Source organism: Opitutus sp. sgz309028 (assembly GCF_059821195.1).
Map to the genome: position 1 here is coordinate 67816 of NZ_JCAMRR010000002.1, position 12289 is coordinate 80104.

Below are 12289 nucleotides of genomic sequence, written 5' to 3' on the forward strand. Positions count from 1 at the left end.
GCGCGTGCGGTGAGAAGCGAGACGCGCCGGGCACAGCAGCGAACCAAATAGCGTTCGCTTACGAAGAATCGGTCGCGGTCGAGGGCTCCTGCGAGCGGATGAAGACCAGCAGGAGCCGGCGATTGTAGATCGGCACCGTCGAGGCGTGAATCGTCACGGGCGAGCGCCGGCCGGAAGGCAGTTCGACTTCGGCGCTCAGCCGGATCGGCGTCTCGTGATGACTCTGGGTGCCGCCGAGCAAGGTGCGAAACACAGCCGCGGGCAAAAACTGGCTCAGCCGCAGGCCGAGCACGCCGGCGCGATCGAGATTCAGGAGCTGTTCGCCGCGCCGGTTGACATCGATGATGCGACCGTTGGCGTCGGCCAGATAGGCGGCGTCGGGCAGATGTTCGAACAGGCAGCGGTATTTGTATTCGGACTGCCGCAGGTCCTCCTCTGCGCGGTGGGCGGCAGCGCGTAGTTTCTTTTCTTCGACAGCCTGGATGACGGCGGGCCCCAGACGGCCGAGCCGGTCTTTCAACAGGTAGTCGTCGGCGCCACTCTTGACGGCTTCGACGGCGATCTCCTCGCCGATGGAGCCGGAGACGATGATGAACGGAATGTCGAGGTTGCGCTGCTGGAGCAGGCGCAGCGCCTCCGGGGCGCTGAAGGCCGGCAGCGCGTAATCGCACAGGATGACGTCGGGTGCGGTGGCGAGCTCGCGCATGAAGTCCGGCGCGGTTTCGACCCGCGTGACGGAGACGAGCATCAGGCCGGCGTGCTCGAGTTCGGAAATCATCAGCTCGGCATCGAGCGCTTGATCTTCGACGAGGAGGACGCGCAACGGCGCGGCGACGGCGGAGGAAGGTGCCATAAATCGATCGGGCCTTGCAGACACGATCTTCGTTGGGCGGAGCCACGATCCAAGTCGTGGATACACCGGGAATTTTACCCAATCCTATTTCAGGCCGAACGAATCGTTCGTGATGAAGAACACGTCGTCCGGGTTCACACTGTATTTTGACCCGTTCTTTACCGTGATCTCCAGGATTCCCCCGGCGGAGCGGAGGTCCGTGACACCATAGATGACAAATTGTTTTTCTCCTTTCTGAAGCACGACCGCGGTGCGGTCGCTCGCGAGTTTTTTGAAAACTTGCTCGTGGCCGCGCGCGAGTTCGACCAGCGCCGCGGAATCGGCGGCGGCGGCCGACGCCGGTGCGGCGGAGGTAAACAAAAGAAGCAGGCAGAGGCAGAGGGAGGTTTTCATCGGTAGCAGCGAGGTTCTGATCTTGGACCCCGCGGGGATCGCAAGGAATCGGGGAACGGGGCGCGTCGGCGCCTGCGGGTTTTGCCGATGCATGCGGAGAAAATGCGGATCGCGCGGCGTTCCGGCGCGACGCATGTGCGCGTGCTGCGAAAAGATGTCGGAAAGGCTTGAGGGCAATGACGACGATTTTTGATGCTTCCGCGCGCGCCGTGCGAAGCTGATGCTAAAGATATGTAACGGCGTGCAGCCCCATTCCCCATGACGATTACATCCCTGTTTTCCGCCCGCGCGGCCGGCGTGCTCGGCGGGTTTCTGATCCTTGCCTCCCTAGCCGGGGCCGCGGTCGCGGTGCCGTCACTGCAATCTCCGAATGGCAACATCGTCGTCGCGGTCCGCGTCGACGATCACCTCAGCTACGACCTCGACGTGGAGGAGAAGCCGATTCTGCGCGAGGCGCGACTCAGTCTGCGACTGGAGGGGCGCGAATTGGGGCGGAATCCGAAGCTGACGCGAACGGCCACGCGGGTGCATGACGAAACGCTGCGACCGGTCGTGCGTCAGAAAGCGGCGACGCTGCGCGATCGCTACAACGAACTGCGGCTCGAATTCGAGGGTGGCTACGCGGTGGTGTTTCGCGCCTACGACGAAGGCGTCGCGTATCGCTGGGAGACGTCGTGGTCGCAGGCGGAGGTGAAGGTGATCGGCGAGGAGGCGGCGTTCAATTTCACCGGCGATCATTTTGTCTACTATCCCGAGGAGCAGAGCTTTTACTCGCACAACGAGCGGCTTTTCCAGCCGCGGGCGCTCGGCGATCTGTCGGCCGGCAACCTCGCGAGTATTCCGGCGGTCGTCGATGCAGGTGGCGTCAAGATCGCGATCGCCGACGCGGCGGTGGAGGACTATCCCGGACTGTGGTTGCGCGGCACGTCGGGCAATGGCCTGGCGGCGGCGTTTCCGCCGTATCCACTCAAGGAGGACCAGAAGAGCGATCGCGACGTGGTGGTGACGCAGGCGGCGGATTACATTGCGGTGACGAAAGGCACGCGCGCGTATCCCTGGCGTGTGCTTGGCGTGGCGACGAAGGACGCCGATCTGATCACGAATTCGCTCGTTTACCTGCTCGCGGAACCCTCGCGCATCGCCGATCCCTCGTGGATCAAACCCGGCAAAGTCGCGTGGGACTGGTGGAACGCGAACAACCTGTTCGGCGTGGATTTCAAGACCGGGGTGAACAACGCGACGTATCGCGCCTACATCGATTTCGCGTCGGCGCACGGGCTCGACTACATCATTCTGGACGAAGGCTGGTATAAGCTGGGCAACGTGCTCGACGTCGTGCCGGAGATCGATGTGCCGGCGCTCGTGGCCTACGGCAGGGAAAAGAACGTGGGCGTCATTCTCTGGGTGGTGTGGAAGACGCTCGACGACCGGCTCGAGGCGGCGCTCGACCAGTTTCAGCAGTGGGGCGTGCGCGGCATCAAGGTCGATTTCATGCAGCGCGACGACCAGAAGATGATGGCGTATTATCACCGCGTGAGCGCGGAGGCGGCGAAGCGGCATCTCCTCGTCGATTTTCACGGCGCGATCCGGCCGGCGCAGCTCACGCGCACGTGGCCGAATCTGATCACGGCGGAGGGCGTGCGCGGCCTCGAGTGGAACAAGTGGAGCAGCCACATCACGCCGGAGCACGACGCCACGCTGCCGTTTACGCGCATGTTTGTCGGCCCGCTGGATTACACGCCGGGCGCGACGAGGAATGCGAATCGCGTCGGCTTCGCGTCGAACTTCGCGCGGCCGTCGAGCCAGGGGACGCGTTGCCACCAGCTGGGGCTGTATGTGGTATTCGAAAGTCCGCTACAGATGCTCGCGGACTCGCCGTCGCATTACCAGCGGCAGGCGGACATGATGGATTTCCTCGGAGCGGTGCCGTCGGTGTGGGACGAGACGAAGGTGCTCGCTGCGCGGATCGCGGATTACGCGCTCGTCGCGCGGCGCAGCGGCGAGGAATGGTTTGTCGGCGCGATCACCGATTGGGAGGCGCGCGAGCTGGAGCTCGATCTGTCGTTCCTGCCCGCGGGCAAGTTCGTGCTCGACGAATACCGCGACGGCGTGAATGCGGATCGATATGCGGAGGATTACGTGCGCGAGCAGCGCAGCGTCACGAATGCGACCAAGCTCAAGCTGAAGCTCGCGGAAGGCGGCGGCTGGGCGGCGCGGATTCGTCGCGAATAGGCGGTGCGGGAACGTGGCGGTGGGGTCAGGCCGCGCCGGCCAGCCATCGCCACACTTCGGTGAAAACCCAGGCGGTGAGCGCCGCGGCGGCGACGAGCAACGCGAGCAGGAATAGGCCGAACACCGCGAGCAGCACCACGATCCCGCGGGTGGAGCGCGGCGGCGCGCCGGGCCGGTAGTGGCGTTCGACGAGCTGGAGGTTGCGGACGTTGGCCTGCCAGAAAAAATCGAAGAGATCGCCGGCGACCGGGATCGTGCCGACGAGTGCTTCGAAACCGATGTTGGCCAGCATGCGCGCGAGCACCGGCCAGGAAAGGCCGAGCTGCATCGCCTCGTGGACGATATAAAGCGAAAGGCCGGCGCCGGCCCAATCGCCCAGCCCCGGGATCAGTCCCAGGAGCGGATCGAGGCCGAAGCGGCCCTTGTTTCCGACCGGAATGGAGCGGTCGAGCAGCCAGGCGAGCTTGCGCAAGCGGTTCAGCCGCCGGGCGGGATCGAGGGGAACGGAGGAAGCGGCGGCGCGCGGCATGCGGCGTTCACGACCGCCGGATACGTCGCGGGTTCGCCGGCGTGCGGACCGTCCGTTTGGCGACCGTCTCGACGGACTGCGGGCACGGCTGCTCCCTGTGGACCGCCCCGGCCCCTTTTTTTTCGTGAGCACCGACAACGTCATCCAGCTTTCCGTTTTCTTTGGCCTCAACGCCGCGATCGCGTTGATCACGTGGCTGCATTGCCGCAAGGCGAAGCGCTCCACCGATTCGGCGCGTGAGTATTTCCTCGCGAACGGCGGGCTCAACTGGGTGTTCATCGCGGGATCGATCACGCTGACGAACATCAACACCGACACGCTGCTCGGGATGAACGGCGCGCAGATGCTGCTCATCTCGCTGTGGGAGCTGTCGGGCGTCGCGGGCCTGCTGCTGCTCGCGAAGGTGTTCGTGCCGCTCTACTACAAATATAACTGCACGACCGTGACCGAGCTGCTCGAGCGGCGTTACAACGATCCTTACATCCGCGCGACGGTGGCGGTGATTTTCCTGGCCGGTTCGGTCTTCGTGTTCCTGCCCGTGATGCTTTACACGAGCTCGCTGGTGATGAAGACGATGTTCGGATTGCAGACGCCGATCATCGTGCTGTCGGCGGGCATCGCGGCGGTGGGCGCGGCGTATGCGATCTTCGGCGGACTGCGCGCGGTGGCGATTTCCGACACTTATGCCGGCGTGATCGTGCTCGGGATGGCGTTGCTTGTGACGGTGCTGTCGCTCAACGCGATCGATTGGGACTTTTCGGGCATTCCCGCGGAGCGGCTGACGCTGATCGGCGACAGCGCGTCGCCGATTCCGTGGACGACGCTGCTCACGGGCATGATTTTGACGCAGCTGTATTACTGGAGCACGAACCAGACGATCACGCAGCGGGCACTGGCGGCTCCGTCGATGCGCGAGGCGCAGCGCGGGGTCTTCGGAGCGCTCGCGATCCGGCTGTTGCTCATTCCGCCGATCGTGGCGATTCCCGGCGTCTGCGCCTACAAGCTCTACGGCAAACTCGGCGACGCCACTTATGGGACCCTGGTCGCGAACCTGCTGCCGCACTGGCTGCAAGGCGCGTTTGCGGCGGCGATGTTTGGCGCGGTGATGACCAGCTACAACTCGACGCTGAACTCGGCGGCGGCGCTCTATGTGTGCGACTTGCACCAGAAATTCGTGAACCGCGACGCCTCGATTCAGCGGTTGAGCGTGTGGCTGCAGGTAGGATTCGCGCTGCTGTCGATCGCGCTGGTGCCGCTCTACACCGGCGCGGATAGCATCATTCAGCTGATCCAGCAGGTGATGGGACTCTTCTCGATGCCGATTCTGTCGGCGTTCATCATCGGCCTGCTGTTCCGCAACATCGATGCGCGCGCGGTGATCGCGACGATCGTGTTCGGTGCGGGTTTTTACGCGCTCTTCGCCTTTGCGTGGCCGGCGCTGCACGCGAGCAATCCGTCATTTCCAGCGCCGTGGCACTTTCTGCATGCGATGGCGCTGACGGTCGCCGCGTGCATCGGCTTTGCGCTGGCGCTCAACCGGGTCGCATTCGGACGGCGCGCGAGTTTCGAGCCGGCGACGTTGGTCGCGGGCCGACTGTAACGATCAACGTGGCGCGAAGGCGTCCGTCGGCGGAGAGGAACCACGAAAGACACGAAACGCACGAAAACCGACGAAGCAGGCCCACGGAACACACAGAACACACGGAAATAATCCAGGCCGGATAGCTCCTGGAAATGGCAGCTTTCCGGCGCCGTTTTCCTTCCGTGTTTTCAGCGTGTTCCGTGGGCTTATCCGGATCGATTCAGTTTTCGTGGGTTTCGTGTCTTTCGTGGTTCCTGCTCAGAATTCCGATTTACGGGCGGGACAACGGACGATCGACTTTGGCGTGCTCGCCGAGATTGGAGGGGGGCTTGCCGGTGAGCGCGAGTTTCGCGAGGCCGTAAAGTTCGACCATCATGCCGGACGGCGAGTCCCAATATTCCGCGGCGTCGATCTCGACGCAGAGCAGTGCGAGGCGCGGATCGTCGGGGCCTGCCGGAAACCAGATCTTCGCCATCGGCGACCACAGCTCCGCGATTTTGGCGCGGTCATGAACCAGACGCGCGCGGCCGGAAATGGAAACGTAGTCCTGACGGCCGGTCGAGGCGTAGGAAAGGCCGACGCGTTGGTCGCCGGCGATCTCGTCGGTTTTCGGCGAGTCGTCGGCGGTGAAGAACCACAACTCGCCGGCGGTATAGTCGAACTGCAGGGTCGCCATCGGGCGGCTCCGCAAGGAACCGTCCGCCGCGGCGGTGGTGAACATCGCGATATTGATCGCGCCGATGAGTTCACGGAGTTTGTTCACCGTTTCGGCGCGGGCTTGTTGGGTCGGGGCGGGAGAGTTCATGAGCGAAGGAGTTCGCTCGCAAAGACCGCCGCGCGCGCGAACGGATCGCCGGGCGGGCGGTAGTTGGGGCGATCTCCGGTGGAAGACTGAGGACGGTCGGCTACGGGCGGGCGCGCCGGAGCCGGCGACGACGGAGGACGATGGCGGGGACCAGCAAAGCGACGCCGAAGAGCGCGTAGGTCGAGGGCTCCGGAACCGGCACGAACCCCACGAGATCCTGGACGGGCGTCGACCCGTAGCGACCGTCGATGAGAAAACGAAGGCCCTGGACGTTGCCGCGATCCTTGACGCCGGGCGTGTCGAGGCTGGCGAGAATCGATTCGGCGAGGTTCACGATGGAATTGGCTGCGGCATTGGCGCCGCCGGAAACGGTGAACTTCCCGGAAAACAGGCTGTAGCCGTTGCCGTCGAACTCGTTCGTGATCTCCGGAACGACCAGTTGCAGGGCCGCGACGAGCGAGAGATTCGAAGGGTTGAGCGGCACGGCGGTGAAAAGATCGGCGAGATCCTGCAGCCGTGCGGCACTGAGGCCGGGCGCGGACGCGGTCCACTTGTCGTAAAACGTCGGTTGATCGCTATCGTAAAGCAGGGACGAGCCGGGCGGTTGGCCGCTGCCGTCGAAGAAGATCGTCTGCAGCGGATCCATGCAGAACCACAGCGCGCTGCCGGCATAGGCGCCGTCGATGACGAACGGTGTCGGCAGGATCGCGCGGCTGGTTGCGCCCAGCTTGACGGTGAGGGCGGGCGCGGACGGGTAGGCGAGGCTGATATCGGAGAGCGGGACGCTGAGCTGGGCGGGGGCCGTGGCGGCCAGGAGCAACGCTGCTCCGCAAGCGAGGAAGACGGATGTTTTCATAAGCAGGACGGGTGGAGGCACCGGGAACTTCCGGTGTCCGAATGGACGGCCTTCGACCCACGGATGCGCCCGGAGTTTGATATTAGAATGCAATCAGGTTTTTCACTATAGCCTGGCCATGGGAACCGCGCTTCCGATAGAACGGAGCCGTCGGTTGAAAAAAGGTTTGCTGCGGCTACGGTGCCGGGCGGTGCCGAAAGGGAATCCTTATGCTGTGCCCCACTTGTGCGGATAATCTCGATCCCCTGCTCGCGCGTCGCGCGCGTGTCGTTCAGTTGCTGGCGCTCGTGGAACACCCGGAGGCGCTGGAAACCGGCGACCGGTTGCGCATCGCTCAGGAAATATTGGCGTGGCTGGAGCAGGGTGAAACCGGCCTTCGCTGCAGCCGTCCCCAGACGGCTGGAATCCGCAGAGCCGCTCCGGCGGCGTGAAAGGAGACATATCGTGAACGCTGTTTTATCGGGCCACCGCCTTCCTGGCCCATCCGACGAACTGCTCGCGGAACTGGAGGGTATATATAAAGATATACATGCCAACCCGGAGCTCTCGATGCAGGAGCGCCGGACCTCGGGCATCGCGGCGGCGTGGTTGCGTCAGCAACACTATGAGGTGACCGAAGGTGTCGGCGGAACGGGCGTGGTTGGCATCCTTCGCAACGGCGAAGGGCCGACGGTGCTGTTGCGCGCGGACATGGATGCGCTGCCGATCAAGGAGAGCACCGGCTTGCCCTATTCGAGCGACAAGACCGGCGTCGATCGTTTCGGACAGGCAACGTCCATCGCTCATTCCTGCGGTCATGATATCCATGTCGCGTGGCTAATGGGGGCCACGCGCATCCTGGCCGAAAACCGCGACGGATGGCATGGCACGATCCTGGCCGTATTTCAGCCGGGCGAGGAAACGGCCCAGGGCGCGCGGGCGATGATCGAGGATGGAATGGTGAAGCGCTTTCCCCGGCCCGAGGTGGCGCTGGCGCAACACGTGATGCCGCTCAGGGCGGGGCAGATCGGCTGGCGGGTCGGCACGATCCTGTCGGCGGGCAACAGTTACGAAGTCACGCTGTTCGGACGCGGCGCGCATGGATCGATGCCGCAGAAAAGCATCGACCCGGTGGTGATGGCCGCGTCGGCGGTGATGCGCTTGCAGACGGTGGTCTCGCGCGAGGTGGCGATGACCGACTCCGCCGTGGTCACGGTCGGCACGCTGCTCGCGGGGCTGAGCGAGAACGTGATTCCAGATCACGCGGTCCTGCGGCTGAACGTCCGCACTTTCAAGGAGGAGGTGCGCGCTCGCGTGCTCGGGGCGGTGAAGCGGATTCTGGAAGCGGAGGCCGCCGCTTCCGGGGCACCGAAGCCGCCGGAATTTTCGCTGCTGAGCGAGTATCCGCTCACCCGGAACGACGAGGCCGCCACGCGCCGAGTGGTGGCGGCATTGGAAGATCGGTTCGGTAAGGAACGGGTGACCGAAATCGTGCCGGCGACCGCGAGTGAGGATTTCGGATTGTTTGGCGCGGCTTGGAATGTGCCGAGCGTGTTCTGGGTGATCGGTGGCATCGATCCGGCGCTTTACGACCAAGCGAAAAAGAGCGGCCGGCTCGATGAAATTCCTGCGAATCACGCGCCCAATTTCGCGCCGGTGGTAGATCCGACGCTGCGGACCGGCGTGGAGGCGATGCTGTCGGCGGCCGCGGCCTGGATTTCTCCTGCGGCGGGGCAGCCACGTTGATCCTGAGCGTGTCTTCGATCACGACGATGCATCAAACGCTCCTCATGGGCATGGTCGAAGTGCTCGACGGGATCGGGACCTTCGTCTTCGCCGTGAGCGGCGGCCTCGTCGGGGTGAGAAAGCAGTTCGATTTGTTTGGCGTGTTGTTCCTCTCGTTCGTGGTCGCCGTCACCGGAGGCATGATCCGGGACGTGCTGATTGGCGCGGTGCCTCCGGCGGCGGTCACGGAAATACACTATTTCTTTATAGCGATGGCGGGTGGGCTGATCACCTTTTATTGGTATCCGCGCGTGTCGTCCCGGCAGCGGCCGATGTTGCTGTTGGATGCGATCGGTCTTGCGCTGTTCGCGGTGATCGGCACGGGAAAGGCCATCGCTTATGGGATCAATCCGATGATGGCGGCGAACCTGGGCATGCTGAGCGGCATTGGCGGTGGCATGATGCGCGATGTGCTCGCCGGGGACGTGCCCTTCGTGCTGCGCAGCGATCTTTATGCGGTGGCGGCGCTCGCGGCCGGCATGACGGTGGCACTCGGGCATGTGCTGGGCGTGCCGCAATTATATCCGATGCTGCTGGGTGCCGCGCTCTGTCTCCTGTTGCGGATCATGGCGATCTACTTCGGGTGGCGCGCTCCGCTGCCGGCCACGACGAGTTCGGGCAAGTCGTAAGCGACATCGAAAATGATATAGCGGCGGCTCTGCCAATGTATACGACGCGTCCGCCGGCGCGCGTATCGTCACGATGAACAAGACCTCCGAATACACGGAATCGGCGAGGCCGACGTTTCACGGCAACGACAAGGTGCTGTGGGGAATCATTCTGGGCGTGGTCACTTTCTGGCTGTTTGCCCAGACGACATTGAATATTGCGCCCGATATGGGCCGGGACCTCGGTCTCGACGCGAGCACGATGAACAGTGCGGTGGCGGTGACCGCGCTGTTTTCCGGAATCTTCATCGTGGTCATGGGCGGCCTCGCCGATCGGGTGGGCCGCGTGCGAATCCTGAAGATCGGCTTTTATCTCAGCATTGCCGGTTCGCTGCTGGTCGCCGTTGCTCCCGTCGGCGGTGCGGCGGCGGCCTTCCTGTTGTGCGGCCGGACGCTGCAGGGGCTGTCGGGCGCGTGTATCATGCCGGCGAGCCTGGCCCTCGTGAAAACCTACTGGATGGGTGCCGAGCGCCAGCGCGCGGTCAGCCTGTGGTCCATTGGCTCGTGGGGCGGCTCGGGCCTTTGCGCGCTTTTCGGCGGCCTGGTCACGCAGAACTTCGGCTGGCGCTATATCTTTTGGGTTTCGATTCTGGTGGCGGTGGCTGGCGTCGCGTTGATCCGCGAGATGCCGGAGAGCAGGGCCGAGGGTGCGGCAGGTAAATTCGACTTCGCGGGGGTGGTGACGTTCATGATCGCGATGGTCGCGTTGCAGATTCTGGTGACGCAGGGGGACAAACTCGGCTGGTCCAGCCCTTATTCCCTCGGGCTGATCGCGCTCACCGCGATCTTCGGGTTCCTGTTTTTCCGGATCGAGGAGCGGGCGCCGGCGGCCTTCGTCGATTTCGCGCTGTTCAAGAATTCGATTTTTACCGGCGCGACCGCGTCGAACTTCCTCCTGAATGCCGTCGCGGGCACCCAGCTGGTCTCTTTGCAGCTGGTGCAGCTCGGCGGTCAACTCACCGCGCAGCAGTCTGGCCTGCTCACTCTGGGTTACGCGGTGGCGATCATCGGATTCATCCGTGTGGGCGAAAAATTGCTACAACGGCATGGCGCGCGCAAACCGATGATCTGGGGCTGTCTCATCACGGGATTGTCCATTCTTTTGCTCATGCCCACCAACCTTATGTTGGGAAACTATAAAGTTCTCGCCGTCGTGGCCTATACACTTTTTGGCGTCGGGCTGGCCTTTTACGCGACGCCATCGACGGATGCGGCGCTGTCCAGTCTGCCGGCCGCGCAGGCCGGCGCCGGATCGGGGATCTACAAGATGGCGTCTTCGCTCGGAGCGGCGTTCGGCGTGGCGATTTCGGCGGCGGTCTTCACTGCCTTCAGCGCCAACTCGGAGAGCATCCGCTGGCTGGAGGGCGTCATTACGTTCCAGGGGCGGCAGGATAACCTCGGCCTGCGGGAAGCGGCGTCCCTCGCGCTCGCGTTGAATGTGCTCATGGCCGTCGGAGCGGTCGTGGTGATCATGTTTACCGTGCCCAAGGCCAGGGAGCAACGTTGACCGCGAGCCGCGCGGTCGCGGGAGCCGCCGCCGCGGTGCATCATCGCGCTGGCAAATTCGGCGGAGCTGCGCTTCGTGCGGCATGGTTCCCATTTCGGTGCTCGATCTTTCGCCGATCGTTGAGGGCGGCACAGTCGCGGAGGCGCTGCACCGCTCCCGCGATCTCGCGCAACACGCGGAGCGGCTCGGATATCGCCGCTACTGGCTCGCGGAACATCACAACATGCCCGGCATCGCGAGTGCGGCGACGGCGGTGGTGATTGGACACGTGGCGGCGGGCACCTCGACGATCCGGGTGGGCTCGGGCGGCGTGATGCTGCCGAATCATGCGCCGCTCGTGGTGGCGGAGCAGTTCGGCACGCTGGAGGCGCTGTTTCCGGGCCGGATCGATCTCGGACTCGGTCGCGCGCCGGGCACGGACCCGGCGACGGCGCAGGCGCTGCGTCGCGGGCGGACTCAATCCGCCGACACCTTTCCCGAGGACGTTGTGGAGTTGCAGGCGTATTTCCGGCCGGCGGAGCCGGATCAGACGGTGCAGGCCGTGCCGGGCGCGGGGCTCGCCGTGCCGATCTGGCTGCTCGGGTCGAGTTTGTTCAGCGCGCAGGTGGCGGCGGCGCTGGGTTTGCCGTTCGCGTTTGCGTCGCACTTCGCGCCGGACCTGCTGATGGAGGCGCTCGCGGTGTATCGGCGGGATTTCAAACCGTCGGCCGAGTGGCCGCGGCCGCACGCGATGGCGTGCGTCGGCGTGTTCGCGGCAGAGACGGATGCGGAGGCGACGCGGTTGTTCACGTCACTGCAACAGAGCTTTGTTTATTTGCGCCGCGGCCGGCCGCGGCCGCTGCCGCCGCCGGTCGACGACATTCACCGGGTGGCAACGCGGATCGAACTCGCGGGTGTGAATCACGCGTTTCGCGAAGCGGTGGTCGGTTCGCCGGAAACGGTGCGGGGCGGGCTGGAGACCTTTTTGGAGCGAACGAAAGTCGACGAATTGATGATCACGGCGGCGATTTACGATCACGCGCCGCGCGTGCGCTCGCTGGAAATCGTGGCGGATGTGGCACGAGATCTCTGACGCGGAGGCGAGGAACTTTCCGCCGGAA

12 protein-coding genes are annotated in these 12289 nt (G+C 64.3%); 7 read left to right on the top strand and 5 right to left on the bottom strand.

The genetic code is table 11. The features are described 5' to 3' along the window. Positions 1-58: 58 nt before the first annotated feature. Both AC6RV7_RS06270 and AC6RV7_RS06275 read right to left on the bottom strand, forming a co-directional pair. The gene (locus AC6RV7_RS06270) at positions 59-853 is read right to left on the bottom strand and encodes a response regulator (RefSeq protein WP_500093058.1); all 795 of its coding nucleotides are present in this window, start codon (positions 851-853) and stop codon (positions 59-61) included. Positions 854-937: 84 nt separating this feature from the next. Continuing rightward, entirely contained in the window at positions 938-1246 is a 309-nt protein-coding gene (locus tag AC6RV7_RS06275; protein WP_500093059.1) for a hypothetical protein, read from the bottom strand. Between the two features lie 258 nt (positions 1247-1504). Here AC6RV7_RS06275 and AC6RV7_RS06280 point away from each other — a divergent pair, with 258 nt between their 5' ends. Continuing rightward, the gene (locus tag AC6RV7_RS06280; protein WP_500093060.1) at positions 1505-3478 is read left to right on the top strand and encodes a glycoside hydrolase family 97 protein; all 1974 of its coding nucleotides are present in this window, start codon (positions 1505-1507) and stop codon (positions 3476-3478) included. A 25-nt stretch (positions 3479-3503) separates the two neighbouring features. Here the strand turns inward: AC6RV7_RS06280 and AC6RV7_RS06285 are convergent, their stop codons facing one another. Continuing rightward, the gene (locus AC6RV7_RS06285) at positions 3504-4007 is read right to left on the bottom strand and encodes a DUF4112 domain-containing protein (RefSeq protein WP_500093061.1); all 504 of its coding nucleotides are present in this window, start codon (positions 4005-4007) and stop codon (positions 3504-3506) included. 124 nt (positions 4008-4131) lie between these two features. Between AC6RV7_RS06285 and AC6RV7_RS06290 the strand changes: the two genes are divergently transcribed. Further along, on the top strand, positions 4132-5607 hold the full coding sequence (locus AC6RV7_RS06290; RefSeq protein ID WP_500093062.1) for a sodium:solute symporter family transporter: 1476 nt from the start codon (positions 4132-4134) through the stop codon (positions 5605-5607). A gap of 253 nt (positions 5608-5860) precedes the next feature. Here the strand turns inward: AC6RV7_RS06290 and AC6RV7_RS06295 are convergent, their stop codons facing one another. Both AC6RV7_RS06295 and AC6RV7_RS06300 read right to left on the bottom strand, forming a co-directional pair. Continuing rightward, positions 5861-6394 (bottom strand): pyridoxamine 5'-phosphate oxidase family protein, encoded by a 534-nt coding sequence (locus AC6RV7_RS06295; protein WP_500093063.1) that lies wholly within the window; start codon positions 6392-6394, stop codon positions 5861-5863. Positions 6395-6494: 100 nt separating this feature from the next. Then, positions 6495-7250 carry a PEP-CTERM sorting domain-containing protein gene (locus AC6RV7_RS06300; RefSeq protein WP_500093064.1) on the bottom strand — a complete coding sequence of 252 codons (756 nt, stop codon included), beginning with the start codon at positions 7248-7250 and terminating at the stop codon, positions 6495-6497. A 209-nt stretch (positions 7251-7459) separates the two neighbouring features. Here AC6RV7_RS06300 and AC6RV7_RS06305 point away from each other — a divergent pair, with 209 nt between their 5' ends. The 5 genes from AC6RV7_RS06305 (at position 7460) to AC6RV7_RS06325 (ending at position 12261) form a co-directional block, all read left to right on the top strand. After that, positions 7460-7681: a hypothetical protein gene (locus tag AC6RV7_RS06305; RefSeq protein ID WP_500093065.1), complete on the top strand. Its 222-nt coding sequence runs from the start codon at positions 7460-7462 to the stop codon at positions 7679-7681. A 13-nt stretch (positions 7682-7694) separates the two neighbouring features. Further along, positions 7695-8975, top strand: a complete 1281-nt coding sequence (locus AC6RV7_RS06310) for an amidohydrolase (RefSeq protein WP_500093066.1) — start codon at positions 7695-7697, stop codon at positions 8973-8975. Between the two features lie 44 nt (positions 8976-9019). Further along, positions 9020-9643, top strand: a complete 624-nt coding sequence (locus AC6RV7_RS06315; RefSeq protein WP_500094189.1) for a trimeric intracellular cation channel family protein — start codon at positions 9020-9022, stop codon at positions 9641-9643. A gap of 73 nt (positions 9644-9716) precedes the next feature. Beyond that, positions 9717-11189 carry an MFS transporter gene (locus AC6RV7_RS06320; RefSeq protein ID WP_500093067.1) on the top strand — a complete coding sequence of 491 codons (1473 nt, stop codon included), beginning with the start codon at positions 9717-9719 and terminating at the stop codon, positions 11187-11189. A gap of 82 nt (positions 11190-11271) precedes the next feature. Then, positions 11272-12261 carry an LLM class flavin-dependent oxidoreductase gene (locus AC6RV7_RS06325; protein ID WP_500093068.1) on the top strand — a complete coding sequence of 330 codons (990 nt, stop codon included), beginning with the start codon at positions 11272-11274 and terminating at the stop codon, positions 12259-12261. Positions 12262-12289 lie beyond the last annotated feature (28 nt).